This window comes from Comamonas resistens, assembly GCF_030064165.1.
Lineage (GTDB): Bacteria > Pseudomonadota > Gammaproteobacteria > Burkholderiales > Burkholderiaceae_C > Comamonas > Comamonas resistens.
Map to the genome: position 1 here is coordinate 3,751,278 of NZ_CP125947.1, position 14,936 is coordinate 3,766,213.

General features: G+C 64.3%; 10 protein-coding genes. 2 read left to right on the forward strand and 8 right to left on the reverse strand.

The window, feature by feature from the left end:
• Complete coding sequence (locus QMY55_RS17470) at window positions 1-366, forward strand: hypothetical protein (RefSeq protein ID WP_283485419.1); 366 nt, start codon at window positions 1-3, stop codon at window positions 364-366.
• Here QMY55_RS17470 and QMY55_RS17475 read toward each other — a convergent pair.
• From QMY55_RS17475 to QMY55_RS17490, 4 genes are read right to left on the reverse strand one after another with little or no spacing between them, the layout of a single operon-like run.
• A complete protein-coding gene (locus QMY55_RS17475) occupies window positions 363-1,946 on the reverse strand; it encodes an efflux transporter outer membrane subunit (protein ID WP_283485420.1) in 1,584 nt (527 codons plus the stop codon). The two genes, QMY55_RS17470 and QMY55_RS17475, sit on opposite strands and share 4 nt — an antisense overlap.
• Window positions 1,947-1,953: 7 nt before the next feature.
• On the reverse strand, window positions 1,954-5,142 hold the full coding sequence (locus QMY55_RS17480; RefSeq protein WP_283485421.1) for an efflux RND transporter permease subunit: 3,189 nt from the start codon (window positions 5,140-5,142) through the stop codon (window positions 1,954-1,956).
• A complete protein-coding gene (locus tag QMY55_RS17485) occupies window positions 5,139-8,351 on the reverse strand; it encodes an MdtB/MuxB family multidrug efflux RND transporter permease subunit (protein ID WP_283489002.1) in 3,213 nt (1,070 codons plus the stop codon). Before QMY55_RS17485 ends, QMY55_RS17480 begins: the two co-directional genes overlap by 4 nt.
• Window positions 8,348-10,102 carry an MdtA/MuxA family multidrug efflux RND transporter periplasmic adaptor subunit gene (locus QMY55_RS17490; protein WP_283485422.1) on the reverse strand — a complete coding sequence of 585 codons (1,755 nt, stop codon included), beginning with the start codon at window positions 10,100-10,102 and terminating at the stop codon, window positions 8,348-8,350. The genes QMY55_RS17485 and QMY55_RS17490 overlap by 4 nt, the downstream gene beginning before the upstream one ends.
• Window positions 10,103-10,450: 348 nt before the next feature.
• Here QMY55_RS17490 and QMY55_RS17495 point away from each other — a divergent pair, with 348 nt between their 5' ends.
• On the forward strand, window positions 10,451-10,834 hold the full coding sequence (locus QMY55_RS17495; protein ID WP_283485423.1) for a nuclear transport factor 2 family protein: 384 nt from the start codon (window positions 10,451-10,453) through the stop codon (window positions 10,832-10,834).
• Window positions 10,835-11,054: 220 nt separating this feature from the next.
• Here QMY55_RS17495 and QMY55_RS17500 read toward each other — a convergent pair whose 3' ends face one another.
• From QMY55_RS17500 to QMY55_RS17515, 4 genes are all read right to left on the reverse strand, one after another.
• A complete protein-coding gene (locus tag QMY55_RS17500; RefSeq protein WP_283485424.1) occupies window positions 11,055-11,714 on the reverse strand; it encodes a CoxG family protein in 660 nt (219 codons plus the stop codon).
• A 110-nt stretch (window positions 11,715-11,824) separates the two neighbouring features.
• On the reverse strand, window positions 11,825-13,054 hold the full coding sequence (locus QMY55_RS17505) for a vWA domain-containing protein (RefSeq protein WP_283485425.1): 1,230 nt from the start codon (window positions 13,052-13,054) through the stop codon (window positions 11,825-11,827).
• Entirely contained in the window at window positions 13,041-14,054 is a 1,014-nt protein-coding gene (locus QMY55_RS17510) for an AAA family ATPase (RefSeq protein ID WP_283485426.1), read from the reverse strand. Before QMY55_RS17510 ends, QMY55_RS17505 begins: the two co-directional genes overlap by 14 nt.
• 90 nt (window positions 14,055-14,144) lie before the next feature.
• Window positions 14,145-14,927 carry an FAD binding domain-containing protein gene (locus QMY55_RS17515; RefSeq protein ID WP_283485427.1) on the reverse strand — a complete coding sequence of 261 codons (783 nt, stop codon included), beginning with the start codon at window positions 14,925-14,927 and terminating at the stop codon, window positions 14,145-14,147.
• Between the last annotated feature and the right edge of the window lie 9 nt (window positions 14,928-14,936).

A 14,936-nucleotide genomic window follows, 5' to 3' on the forward strand; every position in this document is an offset into this window, starting at 1 on the left:
ATGACTCTGGACTATCTCGAATTTGATTACAGCGAAGATGAAGAAGGCACGGGCACCTGGGATGCCATGGCCAGCGTCAGGGCTGAACGCGTGCCTGCGCTGGCGGCCGAGATTGCCGAGCTGCTGCGATGGGCGCTGCGCCAGTTTGCCGGCCGCCAGGGCGCTGTCGAGGAAGGCATGGACTGGGACTACGACCTGCAGTCCCAGGACGATGAAGGCCGGCCCCTGCCCGCCCGGTTCGATGCCGTCAGCGGCCAGCTGACATTGCAGGCCAGCGCCACGGGCTACGCCACGGTCAGCCTGTCGCTGTCGGGCTCGGCCCGGTTTGGCGATGCGCTGCGCGAGGCATTCGGGCTGGACGATTAATCCTGGGCCGCCACCGGTCTGGTTCCAGCCGCCACGTCCTCCTTCACCGAGGTCTGCCAGCGACCTGCCACGTTCTTGAGCAAGGTGTTCACCGCCGTCAGGCGGCGGCTTTGCACATTGATCAGACTGTTCTGCGCACTGATCACCGTGGTCTGGGCAGACAGCACATTGAGATAGGCGACGATGCCCGCCTTGTACTGGTTGTTGGCTACCGTGAGCGATTTTTGCGCGGCGGCCAGGGCCTCGGTCTGTACCTGCTGCTCCAGGGCCAGATTGCTGGCGGCCACCAGGTTGTCCTCCACCTCCTGCAGTGCCGTGATCACGGTCTGCTTGTAGGTGGCACCGGCCAGGTCCAGCGAAGCGCGGGCCGATTCCACGGCGGCGCTGCGTGCACCGCCATCAAACAGCGTCATGGCCAATGCCGGGCCCAGCGACCAGAACAGATTGGGCGCACTGAGCAGATCCGAGAGCACGGAATTGCGATAGCCCGCGCTGGCCGACAGCGTGAGCGAGGGGAAATAAGCCGCGCGTGCCACACCAATCTGCGCATTGGCGGCATAGACGCGGCGCTCTGCGGCGGCGATGTCGGGGCGCTGCTCCAGCAGGGTGGAGGCCATCATCTCGGGCACTGCGGGCGGCTTGGGCAAAACGCCGGTCACAGGCAGGCTGAAGGCTGCCGGTGCCTTGCCCAGCAGTGCGGCCAGTGCATGTTCGAACTGGGCGCGCGAGGTCTGAGCATCGATCAGGCTGGCCTGCGTGCTTTTGTACTGGGACTGGGCCTGCGCCACATCGGCCGATGAGGCCACGCCGGCGCTATAGCGGTTCTGGGTAAGCTTGAGGCTTTGTTCGTAATTGCTCAGGGTTTCCTGCAGAAACTGCATCTGCGCCTCGGCAGCGCGCAGCGAGAAATAAGTCTGCGCCACCGATGCCTGAGTGGACAAGCGCGCAGCCGCCAGATCATCGCTGGTAGCCTGGGCTGTGGCCTGGTTGGCGTCGACGGCCCCCGAGAGTTTGCCCCAGAGATCCAGCTCCCAGCTGGCGTTCAGACCCAGCGAGAAGTTGTTGTTGATGCTGCCGCTGCGCGCCACATTCTCGCCATTGGTATTGCTGTAGGTGCCGCCGCCCGTCAGCGCCCGCGAGCCGCTGCCGGTCGTACCCAGTGTGGGCAGCTGTGCCGCACGGCTGCTGGCGACCGCAGCCTGGGCCGATCGCAGTCGCGCCACGGCCTGGGCCAGGCTGGGATTGCCCGCAGCAGCCTCGTCCTGCAGCTGGTTCAGCGTGGCATCACCATAGACCGTCCACCATTGCTCGGGCACAGCGCCTGCGCCGCCTACACCACTTTGTGCGGGCTGCCAGACGCCAAATGCGGCCGCCTGCGGCGTGGCTTCCTTGAACTGGGCCGGAACCTCCATGGCCGGCACCTTGTAGACGGGCTGCATGGAGCAGGCCGACAGCAGCACCGCAGCCACCACAGGCAGCAGGTGTGGCAGCACCGCCACCGATTGCTTCTCAAAAGTGAGCTGCTGGCGCTTTACCAGCTTGGGCTGGATGCCTTTTTGATTCAAAAACAATGCTTGCATATTCTTCTCACTTTGCGGCGGGCACGGGGTCTGTCACCGAGGCAGAGGCAGCACGCCAGCGCAGCCATGCCGGGCGCCCGGCCCAGCTACGCAGCACGCGGCGACGGGCACGGTCCAGCAGCACATAGACCACGGGTGTGGTGTAGAGGGTCAGCAGCTGGCTCAGCAGCAGGCCGCCCACAATCGCGATACCCAGGGGCTGACGCAGCTCAGCGCCATCGCCCCGGCCCAGGGCCAGCGGCAGTGCACCGAACAGGGCCGCCATGGTGGTCATCAGGATGGGGCGCAGGCGCAGATTGCAGGCACGGTAAATGGCTTGCGCCGCCGTGACATGGCCGTCTTTTTCACGCGCCAGTGCGAAGTCGATCATCATGATGGCGTTCTTCTTGACCAGGCCTATCAGCAGGATCACGCCGATGAAGGCAATCAACGAGAACTCGGTCTTGAACAGCATCAGCGCCAGCAGCGCGCCCACACCGGCAGAAGGCAGGGTGGACAGAATCGTCAGCGGGTGCACCAGGTTTTCATAGAGTATGCCCAGCACCAGATAGATGGTGATGATGGCCGCCAGAATCAGCAGCGGCTGGCCCGCCAGCGCCTGCTGGAAGGCGCCCGCCGAGCCGCTGAAGCTGCCGCGAATCGAGACGGGCACGCCCAGCTCGGTCATGGCATTGCGGATGGCGTCATTGGCCTGCGACAGCGAAACACCGGACGCCAGGTTGTAGCTCACGGTGCTGGCCGGTGTGCCGCTTTGATGCTGCACTGACAGCGGCGTGGTCGATGTCGTGACCTTGGCAAAAGCCGTCAGCGGTATCTGCTGCCCGGCGTTGTTGACAAAGAAGAAGCCGCGCAGTGTCTCCGGGCTTTGCAGATACTGGGGCGAGGCCTCCATGACCACACGGTACTGGTTGAGCGGGTTGTAGATCACGCCGACCTGGCGCTGGCCAAATGCATCGTTCAAGGTGTTGTCGATCTGCGAGACCGTCAAACCCAGACGCGTGGCCTGGTCGCGGTCTATGACCAGCTTGGTCTGCATGCCGTTGTCCTGGACATCGCTGTTGACGTCGGTCAGCTCGGGCAAGGTGGACAGCACCTGGCGAATGCGCGGCTCCCACAGGCGCAGCTCGGCCGTATCGTCGGCCTGCAACGTGTACTGGTAGGAAGCCATGCTCTGGCGCCCGCCGATGCGCACATCGGTCTGGGTCATCATGAACAGGCGCGCGCCCGGTTCGTCCTTGAGCTTGTCGCGCAGGCGGTTGATGACTTCGTCGCTGGAGACCTTGCGCTCGGCCATGGGCTTGAGCGACATGAACATATTGGCCGAGTTGGCCTGGCCGCCACCGGTGAAGCCCGTCACATACTCCACCGCAGGGTCTTGCTGCACCACGGCCAGAAAGCGCTTGATGCGCCGCTCCATGGCCTGGAACGAAGTGGACTGGTCGGCCCGGATGAAGCCCATGACGCGGCCCGTGTCCTCGCTGGGCATAAAGCCTTTGTCGATGGTGGCATAGAGGTGGACATTGAGAGCTATGACCGCCGCCAGACTCAGCAGCACCACAGGCTGATGGCGCAAACCCCAGGCCAGCGTACGCCGATACAGCGCCGTGACACGCACCTCAAAGCAATCCATGGCATCCGAGATGCGCTGCCAGAAGCCGTCCCAGCGGCGCTTGAACGGGCTTTGGGCGCGCTGCTCACGGCGGCGCTGCTCCTGCTCCGGTGTGCGCAGCAGGGCCGCGCACATCATGGGCGTGGTGGTCAGAGAGATCAGCATGGACACCAGAATCGCCGCCGACATGACCACGGCGAACTCGCGAAAGAACCGTCCCACGATGCCCGCCATGAACAGAATGGGCACGAACACCGCGATCAGCGACAGGCTCATGGACACGACGGTAAAGCCGATCTCGCGCGCACCTTCGATGGCGGCCTGCATGGCGGATTTGCCGCGCTCCATGTGGCGCATCACGTTTTCCAGCACCACGATGGCGTCGTCCACGACAAAGCCTGCGGCCACCGTCAGCGCCATCAGCGAGAGGTTGTCCAGCGTGTAGCCGCACAGATACATGACGCCGAACGTGCCCATCAGGGACGCGGGCACGGCCACGGCCGGAATCAGCGTGGCGCGGGCGCGGCGCAGGAACACGAAGACCACCATGATGACCAGGGCCACCGAGATGATCAGCGAGTTCTGCACCTCCTTGACCGAGGCGCGCAGCGTGGGCGTGCGGTCGGAAATCACGGTCACGTCGATGGCCGGCGAAATCGAGGCCCTGAGCTGCGGCAACAGCGCGCGCACCTTGTCCACGGCCTGCAGGATATTGGCATCGGGCTGCTTGAAAACCTGCAGCAGCACGGCAGGCTTGCCGTTCATCACGCCATAGTTGCGCACGTCCTGCACGGAATCGGTGACATCGGCCACATCGGACAGGCGCACGGCGTTGCCGTTGTTCCAGCGCAGTACCAGCGGCGCATATTCGGCAGCGGTGCGTGCCTGGTCGTTGGTCGCCACCTGCCAGTAATGGTCTTCACGCTCCACGGCGCCCAGCGGCCGGTTGGCATTGGTGGCGCTGATGGCCGTGCGCACGGAGTCCAGCGACACACCATTCGCCGCCAGCCGCACCGGGTCCAGCTCCACGCGCACGGCCGGCAGAGCGCCGCCGTTGATCGTGGCCTGGCCCACGCCCTCGACCTGGGCCAGCTTCTGCGCCAGCACCGTGGAAGCCGCGTCGTACATCTGGCCGCGCGTGAGCGAGTCCGAGGTCAGCGCCAGCATCATGATGGGCGCGTCGGCCGGGTTGACCTTGCGATAGGTCGGGTTGCTGGGCATGCCAGAAGGCAGCAAGGTGCGCGCCGCATTGATGGCGGCCTGCACATCATGGGCCGCACTGTCCACCGTGCGTGTCAGGTCGAACTGCAAGGTGATGCGCGTGTTGCCCATGCTGGAGCTGGAGGTCATCTCGTTGACCCCGGCAATCGCACCCAGCGCCCGCTCCAGCGGCGTGGCCACGGTGGCGGCCATGGTGTCCGGCGCGGCGCCCGGCAGGCTGGCCGTGACGGAGATGGTCGGATAGTCCACCTGCGGCAGCGGCGCCACGGGCAGCAGAAAGTACGCCATGCCCCCCACCAGCGCCACGCCTATGGTCAGCAGCATGGTGGCAATGGGGCGGAAGATGAAAGGCGTGGAGATGCTCATGACTGGGCCTCACCAGGCCGATCCTCGCCCATGACCTCGGCTTCGGAATGCGGCATATGCTTGACCGCAGGCAGGCCGCGCCTGACACGCCAGCGCTCGGCCCAGTTCTCGAACGTCAGATAGATCACCGGCGTGGTGAACAGCGTCAGCAACTGGCTCAACAGCAGACCGCCCACCAGCGTCACGCCCAGCGGGTGGCGCAACTCGCTGCCCACTCCGCCGCCTATCATCAGCGGCAGCGCACCCAGCAGCGCGGCCAGCGTGGTCATGATGATGGGACGGAAGCGCAACAGGCAGGCCTGATGAATCGCTTCGCGCGCATTCATGCCTTCGTCGCGCTGGGCCTCCAGCGCAAAGTCGATCATCATGATGGCGTTCTTCTTGACGATGCCGATCAGCAGCACGATGCCGATGATGGCGATGATGTCCAGATCAAGCCCCGCCATCAGCAGCGCCAGCAAGGCGCCCACACCTGCCGACGGCAGGGTGGAGAGAATCGTGAGCGGGTGGATCGTGCTTTCATAGAGCACGCCCAGCACGATGTACATGGTGATGACGGCCGCCAGCACCAGCAGCAGCGTGTTGGACAGCGAAGCCTGGAAGGCCAGCGCCGCGCCCTGGAACTGCGAGTCCACCGATAGCGGAATTTGCCCCTCGTCGCGCAGTTGCTGAATGACTTGCTGAGCCGCATCCACCGCATGGCCCAACGACACGCCGGCAGCGGTGTTGAACGAGATGGTGGCCGCCGGCAGCTGGCCCACATGGTTGACGGCCAGCGCCATCGGGCGCTCGCTCACCGTGGCAATCGAGGACAGCGGCACCGGCGCACCATTGCTGGATGCGGCATAGACGCTTTGCAGCGCCTCAGGGCCGATCTTGAACTGCGGCGCCACCTCCAGCACCACGCGGTACTGGTTGGACTGGGTGAAGATGGTGGAGATCAGGCGCTGGCCGAAGGCGTTGTAGAGCGCCGAGTCCACCGAAGCCACCGTCACGCCCAGGCGGCTGGCCTGGGCGCGGTCGATCTGCACATAGGCCTGACGCCCCTGGTTCTGCAGATCGCTGCTGACGTCCAGCAACTGCGGCAGCTGCTGCAGGCGCTCCACCAGCGTCTTGGTGCTGGCCGTCAGCTGATTCATATCGGGCGAAGACAGCAGCAACTGGTACTGGGTACGGGCCTGACGGTCTTCGATCGTCAGATCCTGCACGGGCTGGGCATAAAGGCGTATGCCGGCCACCTTGTGCGCATCATCTGCCAGCCGGTTGAGCACCACATTGAGGGCGTCGCGCTGGCCATGGGGCTTGAGGTCGATCTGGATACGGCCGGTGTTCAGCGTGGTGTTGGTGCCATCGACGCCGATAAAGGACGAGATGGAGGCCACGGCGGGATCCTTGAGCAGTTGCTCGGCCAGCGCCTGCTGGCGTTCCGCCATGGCCGCGAACGAGATGGACTGATCGGCCTCCGTGGTCGCGGCAATCGTGCCCGTGTCCTGGTCGGGGAAAAAGCCCTTGGGAACGGCAAAGTACAGCAGCACCGTCACGGCCAGTGTGGCCAGAAACACCAGCCAGGTCAGCTTGCTGTGATCCAGCACCCAGGTCAGCATGCGGCCGTACCCGGCAATCACCTTGTCAAAAAAACGGGCGACCGCGGCCCCCACGCCCTTGGACTCGCGCAGCTCGCCCTCGGGATGGTGGCGCAGCAGGCGAGCACACAGCATGGGGGTCAGCGTGAGCGAAACCACGGCCGAAATCAGAATAGCCACCGTCATGGTGATGGCGAATTCGTGGAACAGACGGCCCACCACATCGCCCATGAACAGCAGCGGAATCAGCACCGCGACCAGGGAGATGGTCAGCGAGATGATGGTGAAGCCGATCTGCTTGGCACCCTTGAGCGCGGCCTGCAGCGGCGGCTCACCCTTTTCCACGTAGCGGGCGATGTTCTCGATCATCACGATGGCATCGTCCACCACAAAGCCCGTGGACACCGTCAGCGCCATCAGCGTGAGGTTGTTGATGGAAAAACCCGCCAGATACATGATGCCGAAGGTGCCCACCAACGACAGCGGCACGGCCACGCTGGGGATCAGCGTGGCAGAGGCGCTGCGCAGGAACAGGAAGATCACCATCACCACCAGTGCGATGGCCAGCGCCAGCTCGAACTGCATGTCCTTGACCGACTCGCGGATGGTGACCGTGCGATCGGTCAGCACCTGCACGTCGATCGAAGCGGGCAGGGTTTCCTGCAACTGGGGCAGCAGCGCCTTGATCGCGTCGACCGTTGCAATCACATTGGCGCCGGGTTGGCGGCGGATATTGAGAATCACCGCGGCCTTGGAACCCGTCTCCGGCGTGCCCGACCAGGCGGCCAGGCGCGTGTTTTCAGCGTCATCGACGGTCTGCGCCACATCGGACAGGCGCACGGGGTTGCCGTTCTTGAAGGCGATGATGAGGTCGCGGTACTCGGCCGCCGACTGCATCTGGTCATTGGCATCTATGGTGGAGGCCCGGTTCGGGCCGTCAAAGCCGCCCTTGGCGGTCTTGACGTTGGCAGCCGAGATGGCGGTGCGCACATCGTCCAGCGTCATGCCGAAGCTGGCCAGCGCGGCAGGATTGGCCTGAATGCGCACGGCCGGTCGGCGCGCACCGGCAATGGCGACCAGGCCCACACCCTTGACCTGGGACAGCTTGGGTGCGAGCCGGTTTTCCACCAGATCGTTGATCTTGATGACGGGCAGCGAGGGCGAGCTGATGGCCAGTGTCAGCACCGGCGCATCGGCCGGATTGACCTTGCTGTACAGCGGGGGCATGGGCAGGTCGCTGGGCAGCAGATTGCTGCCCGCGTTGATGGCGGCTTGCACCTGCTGCTCGGCCACGTCCATGGACATATCGAGCGAGAAGCGCAGGCTGATGACCGATGCCCCGCCCGAGCTGGTCGAGGACATCTGATCCAGCCCGGGCATCTGGCCGAACTGCCGCTCCAGCGGCGCCGTGACATTGGAGGTCATCACATCGGGGCTGGCGCCCGGATACAGCGTGGTGACCTGGATGGTGGGGTAGTCCACCTCGGGCAGGGCCGAGATGGGCAGCAATCGATAGGCAAGAATGCCCGAAATCAGCACCGCCACCATCAGCAAGCTGGTGGCGATGGGTCTGAGAATGAAGATACGGGAAAGATTCATGGTGGCCGCCGGCTTGAAGTTGCTCAGCGGCCCGCGCCGTTATTGCTGCTGTTATTGCCGCTACTGCTATCCGCACCACTTGCGCCCTCCGCACGTGCAGCACGCTCGGCACGCAGCTTCTGGAAGAAGGCTCGACGCTCTTCGGGCGACAGGGCTTCCAGCTTGGCGCGCTGCTCGGGCGTCAGCTGGGGCCTGTCGTCTCGGCCTTCTCCAGGCTCGCCGCGTGCTGAAGCTGCCTGCTCGGCCGCAGGCCCTGCCGCTGCAGCGCTCTTGCCCTGCTCCTGCTGGCCCTTGGTTTGGTCGCCCGCACCCGCTTTTTCCTGCTGCGCAGGTGCCGTAGCGGCGGCTCCATCTGTACCGGCGGCGCCTCCCTTGGCGCCACGCTCGGCACGCAACTTCTGGAAGAACTCCTTGCGCTCTTCCGGCGACATCTTGGCAATCTTCTCGCGCTGCTCTGGCGTGAGATTGCGCATGGCGCCGCGCGGCTGGCTGGCTGCGTCCTGCACGGCCTGATCGACCTTCTTGACCTTGTCCGAATCGACCACGTTGACCTGCGCGCCTTCGCGCAGACGGTCGATACCGTCGGTCACCACCTTGTCGCCGGGCTGCAGATCGCCACGCACGCTGACATAGTCGCCATCGGCCACGCCCACGGTGATCTTGCGCTGCGTCACCGTGTTGTCGGGCTTGACCAGATAGACATAGTTGTTCTGCACCGCGTTCGCTGGCACGACCAAGGCCTGGTCAATCTGCCGCACCTGCAGCTTCACATTGACGAACTGGTTGGCAAACAGATGGCCGTCGGCATTGTCGAAAGCGGCCTTGGCCTTGACGGTGCCCGTCGTCGTGTCGATGGTGTTGTCCAGCGCATTGAGCTTGCCCTTGGCCAGCATCTTCTTTTGTTCACGGTCCCACAGCTCCACCGGCATGGTCTGGCCCGCGCGCAGCTGTTCGGCCAGCGTGCCGACATGAACCTCTGGAATGGAGAAAGCCGCGTCAATGGGCCGCACCTGGGTGATGGTCACCAGGCCGTTGGCGTCCGAAGGGTTGACCACATTGCCCAGATCCGCTTGGCGCAAGCCCAGGCGCCCCGAGATGGGCGCCGTGACCTTGGTATAGCTCAGTTGCAGCTTGGCCGCATCGACCTGACCCTGGTCTGCCGCCACCGTGCCCTGCAGTTGGCGCACCAGCGCTTCCTGGGTATCGACCTGCTGGCTTGCGATGGAATCCTGCTTGAGCAGCTCACGATAACGCTGCAGGTCCAGCTGCGCATTCTTGAGCTGGGCCTGATCCCGGGCCAGAGAACCTTGCATCTGGGCCAGAGAAGCCGCAAAGCTGCGCGGGTCGATCTCGGCCAGCAACTGGCCTGCCTTGACCTCATCGCCTTCCTTGAAATGCAGCTTGAGCAACTCGCCCGAGACCTTGGCGCGCACCACGGCCGTGGCCCGTGCGCTCATGGTGCCGATGGCGCTGATGAGTACCCGCATGTCGCGCTGCTCCACCACTCCCACGGATACGGGCTGGGCCTGAGCCATGCCGCCCGGGCCTCCCGGCCCCATGCGGCCGCCACGACCACCGCGTCCACCCGGCGCCTGCGCTCCTGGTTTTGCAGCTGTTGACGTAGATGGGTCAACGGATGCAGCCTGTTTTTGCTGATACCACCAGGCTCCGCCACCGGCCACGGCCAGCAAGGCGATCACGCCCGCCAGAACGCCGGGCTTGACCTTGCCCCGCTGTAATGAATGGAAGAAGGGAGTCTGAGGAGTTGTTCTGGGCATGGTGATGGGCAGGATGTACGAGCCTGGACAGGACTTACACAAACAAGGATGTACAACGGGTATTTCTATCGACGAAACGCCATGCCTGATCCGAATTTGCGTAAGTCGTACTGGATTGCGCCCAATGGTAGCCATTTGCCCGATGCCTGCCGGTCGGCCCACATCGGCTTTGCCTGCATTTACCCTTGCTTTACCGATGGTTTACCTGCCCGCACGCGGGTCTAAACAGTGCTGACCCTCATAGCAGCAATACCCGTACACATACAAGGCATGCTCTGAAGCTATTGAACCTGCCCATGGTGGGCCTGCACCGCCATGGCTATGACTCTGGCTCCAAGGAGAATATTCATGACCACCGAACGCCTGACCAACCACCCCGAAGAAGCCGCAGTGCGTGTGCCACTGGAGCTGTATATGCGCGGCCATGCCGAAGACAATGCAGACCACATGCGCGCAGCCTTCATGCCTACGGCCCGTCTGGAGTCCGTGCGCGAAGGCCCTCTGACCTCCTGGGATGTGGATTTCTACTGCCAGCGCTTCAAGAACACGCCCGCCGCCGACGAAGCCACGCGCCGCCGCGTGATCGACTCGCTGGACATCGTGGGCACAGCCGCCATGGCCAAGGTCACGCTCTATCACGGTGCCGTGACCTTCACCGACTACTTTGTGCTGCTCAAGACAGAGCAGGGCTGGAAGATCGCCAACAAGGCCTTCCACGCCCAACCCCAATAATCAGCCCAACTGATTGCAAAGCCCCGCAGCCCCAGGCTGCGGGGCTTTTTCTTTCACGACTTCCGCAAATCAGGCGCAGGCAAGACGTTTGACCTATGGGCATGTTCCTTGTGCATCCGCATCGGCGGCCCGGCGCAGCGGCGCCCGGCTTGTTTGCCTAAGCCCTATCTTTGAAAGCCTAGAACACAGCCCGGCAAACTGGATGCTTGTGTTCGTGGCTCTATTTGCTCAGCAGCCAGAGCGCACCCAGCACGACCACGGCCCCCAGCACCCAGGCCCAGACCGGTACGCCGCTTTTCTCCCGTGGCGGAGCCACCGGTGCGGCATCCAGCTGAACCTGCACGGCGCTGGCCGCATCATGTTCCCAGGAGCGCGTATCGAGCTCGGCCAGCTCCGGGTCGGCTTCTGAAGGGTCAGGAGCTTCCTCTGCGGGATAGCGCTCCTGCATCAGCGCCTCGAAGCGGGCAAAGAAATCCTCGGCCATGTTTTTGGCAGCGCCATCGATCAGCCGCTGCCCCAGCTGGGCAATCTTGCCGCCAACCTGGGCCTGCACGTCGTACTGCAGCTCGCAATGGCTTTCGTCCACGGGAGTCAGACCCACCTTGGCCTGCCCTTTGCCAAAGCCTGCCACCCCGCCCTGACCTTCAAAGGCAATCGTGTAGCTCTGGGGGGGGAGCACATCGGACAAGGTGACCTTGCCATTGAACTTGGCGGAAACCGGACCGATCTTGACAGCCATGGTCACGGCATAGGAGCCGTCTTCGGCAGGCTCGAATTTTTCACAGCCCGCCAGACATTGCTTGAGCGCCTGCGGATCATTGAGCGCCTCCCAGGCCTGCTGTTGGCTCACGGCTAGAGGACGGCTGGCATGCATTTCCATAAAGGATCTCCTTGTAGTCCAAGCTATTCAACACGGCTTGCGCAAATCGGGTTCAAGCAAGAGCTTCGCCTCAGAGAAACAGACTTGGCGCATGCTTGTCTGCGTAAGACTTATCCATGACTGGCCGCCGGTGTCTGCAGCAGCCGCGCCAGATGAATCGCCAGCTGCTGCAGCGACTCCAGGTTGTGCACGGCCAGCATGGCATCGCTGTGACGATGCAACACACCAGCCCCTTGGGCCAAGGGGGCATACCCCTCAAAGCGCAACAAGGGGTTGAGCCAGACAAGGCGGGCGCTGTGGCGCCTGATCCATTGCAGCTCCCGCTCCAGCTGCTGCGGCTCCCCCGTGTCCAGCCCGTCGCTGATGAGCAGCACCAGCGTGCGCCGCCCCACGAGGTGGCGCCCCGCTTGCCGCCGCAGCTGAGCCAGACATTCCCCCAGACGCGTGCCACCGCCAAAATCGTCGATATCGCTGCTGGCACGCAGCAGCATGGCATCGGGGTCGCTGAGCGCAAAAGCACTGTTCAGATCACGCAAGCTGCTGCCCACGCTATAGACATGGCGGCGCAGTTGTGGATAGCGCTGCGGGCTGCTGGCCTGGTGCAGAAAAGCCAGCAGCAGGCGCGCATAGCGCTCCATCGAGCCCGAGACATCGACCAGCGCCAGCCAGGGCATGGGCAGCTTGCGGCGCCTGCGCCACCGCAGACTGGCCAGCTCGCCACCGGTACGGGCGGCAGCCTTGAGGCTAGCGGGCCAGTGCACGCTGGCCCCCGAAGGCCTCAGCTGCGTTCTGCGGCTGCGGTAGCTGGGCAGCGGCAGGCGTATGTCGCGCACCAGCTGCTGCACCAGCCGGTACTCGCTGGCGCTGAGCTGATTGAAGTCCGCATGCTGCAGTCTTTGCCGGTCGCTGGCCGACATGGCGGCATCCAGCTGCAGATCTTCCTTGGCTGGTCTCTGCTTCTGCGCGCAGCGAATGGCAGACAAGGCTTCCTGCACGCGCGGCCTATGACGCTGCTGAGCTGCTTCGGGCGAGCGCGGCAGCAACTGGCTCAGCAGTTGCTGGGCCACCTCGGGGTTGCGAAAGTAGGCTTCAAACAACTCCCGAAAAATCGCCAGATCCTGCTGGCGCGAGACCAGCACGGACTCCAGCGCGGCGGCCACATCGGCCTTGTCCAGGCCCACCAGCATCAGGCCTTTCTGGGCCAGCACCATGCGCTCGGCATCCACAGCCACGCCGGCACGGCGCAGCGCACGGCCAAAGCCCAGCAGATTGAGCGGCAGCTTGCCGCTGCGCGCATCGCCCCACCAGCTGACGGTGGCAGCAGCGTCAGCCGCCTTCATGGGCTTCGGGCTGGAGCAGTTGCTCCAGCCTCTCGGGTGTCAGCGCGGCCACGTCTTCGCGCTGCTTGAACAAAATGCCTGCGGTCTCGTGTACCAGTTCAGGGTCTATGACCAGGGTGTCGAGCGCCACCAGGGCTTTGGCCCATTCCACGCTCTCGGCAATGCCCGGAGCACGCGAGAAGGCATCGGCAAACGGGCGGCTGCGCAACCGGCCCACGAAATCGGCAATCTGCGCGGTCAGCGCCTGGCCGGCCTCTGGCACGCGGGCCTGGACTATGGCCAGCTCGCGTTCGCGCTCCGGGTAGTCCAGCCAGTGGTAGAGGCAGCGGCGCTTGACGGCATCATGCAGGTCGCGCGTGCGGTTGCTGGTCAGAATGGTGACCGGCGGCACCTGGGCGCGGATCACGCCCAGCTCGGGAATGCTGACCTGGTACTCGCCCAGGTATTCGAGCAAAAAGGCCTCGAAGGGCTCGTCGGCGCGGTCCACCTCGTCCATCAACAGCAGCGCACCGGGCTCCGGCGCCTGCAAGGCCTGCAGCAGTGGCCGGCGCACCAGATAGCGGCTTTGATAAAGCTCCTGCTCGATGCTGTCGATATCATTGCGGCTGCGCGTCGAGCTGCCGCCGGGCCGCCCCAAGGCTGCGAGCGCCCCCTCGGGGGGCAGCGAGGACACATCAGTGCCGAGCGTGGGGGCCCTCATTTCTGCGGCACGCAAATGCAGCAACTGCGCCGCGTAGTTCCATTCGTAGAGCGCCTCGCGCTGCTCCATGCCGTCATAGCACTGCAGGCGAATCATCTGGCGTGACAGCACCTGGGCCAGTGCCTGCGCCAGAGCGGTCTTGCCCACGCCAGGCTCGCCCTCCAGCAGCAGCGGGCGCTGGAGCTTGAGCGCCAGAAACACGGCCGTGGCCAGCCTGCGATCGGCAAAATAGCCCACGCTCTGCAGGTTCTGCAGCAGAGCATCGACCGATTGGCAGGCCACATTCACTTCACTATTCATAGCTGTTTGCGCTTATCCATAAAGCGTCTCAGGCCTTTTTCATTCAAAGCCCTCTACAGCAGCGCTTGCCCGCCGCAGAGGGTTGCGACCTCAACCCAGCATCTGGGTCACTGCACGCTGGGCTTGAACGCTGATGAGCTGAGCCCGGTAACGTGCACTGGCATGCAGATCGCTGTTGAGCTCGCTGTCGTCTATCTTCACGGCCGCTGCGGCCTCGGGCGTGAAGCTCTGGTTGAGCGCGGCCTCCAGCCCTTCGTGCCTGAACACCGACAGGCCCGCACCCGTAATGGCCACACGCACGCCTTGTGCCGTCTGGGCCACAAACACTCCCACCAGTGCAAAGCGCGAAGCCGGTTGTTTGAACTTCAGATAGGCCGCTGCCCTGGGCACGGGAAAGCGCACGGCGGTAATCAGCTCGCCCTCTTGCAGCGCCGTGGTGTACATGCCCTGAAAGAAGTCATCGGCGGCAATCTCGCGCTGGTTGGTGACCACGGTGGCACCCAGGCCCAGCACGGCACTGGGGTAGCAGGCCGCAGGGTCGTTATTAGCCAGAGAGCCGCCAATCGTGCCGCGTGCGCGCACCTGGCGGTCGCCAATGCCGCCGGCCAGCTGGGCCAGCGCGGGAATCGCAGCCTGCACCTCACGGCTGGCGGCCACATCGGCATGGCGCGTCATGGCGCCGATCTCGAGCTGCGCGCCGCTGACGCGGATGCCAGCCAGTTCGGCCACACCGTTGAGATCCACGATCGCGCCGGGCTGGGCCAGGCGCAGCTTCATGGAGGGAATCAGGCTTTGCCCACCGGCCAGGAACTGGCCACTGGCAGCAGCAGCCTCGCCCGCTGTCTGAGGGTTGGAATAGCTAAAGGCGTACATATTCTTGTC

Excerpts from the sequence above, each read along its gene's own strand:
- QMY55_RS17490 (WP_283485422.1), bottom strand. The coding sequence starts at position 10,102 with ATGCCCAGAACAACTCCTCAGACTCCCTTCTTCCATTCATTACAGCGG.
- QMY55_RS17500 (WP_283485424.1), bottom strand. The coding sequence starts at position 11,714 with ATGGAAATGCATGCCAGCCGTCCTCTAGCCGTGAGCCAACAGCAGGCC.
- QMY55_RS17475 (WP_283485420.1), bottom strand. The coding sequence starts at position 1,946 with ATGCAAGCATTGTTTTTGAATCAAAAAGGCATCCAGCCCAAGCTGGTA.
- QMY55_RS17515 (WP_283485427.1), bottom strand. The coding sequence starts at position 14,927 with ATGTACGCCTTTAGCTATTCCAACCCTCAGACAGCGGGCGAGGCTGCT.
- QMY55_RS17470 (WP_283485419.1), top strand. The coding sequence starts at position 1 with ATGACTCTGGACTATCTCGAATTTGATTACAGCGAAGATGAAGAAGGC.
- QMY55_RS17510 (WP_283485426.1), bottom strand. The coding sequence starts at position 14,054 with ATGAATAGTGAAGTGAATGTGGCCTGCCAATCGGTCGATGCTCTGCTG.
- QMY55_RS17505 (WP_283485425.1), bottom strand. The coding sequence starts at position 13,054 with ATGAAGGCGGCTGACGCTGCTGCCACCGTCAGCTGGTGGGGCGATGCG.
- QMY55_RS17495 (WP_283485423.1), top strand. The coding sequence starts at position 10,451 with ATGACCACCGAACGCCTGACCAACCACCCCGAAGAAGCCGCAGTGCGT.
- QMY55_RS17480 (WP_283485421.1), bottom strand. The coding sequence starts at position 5,142 with ATGAGCATCTCCACGCCTTTCATCTTCCGCCCCATTGCCACCATGCTG.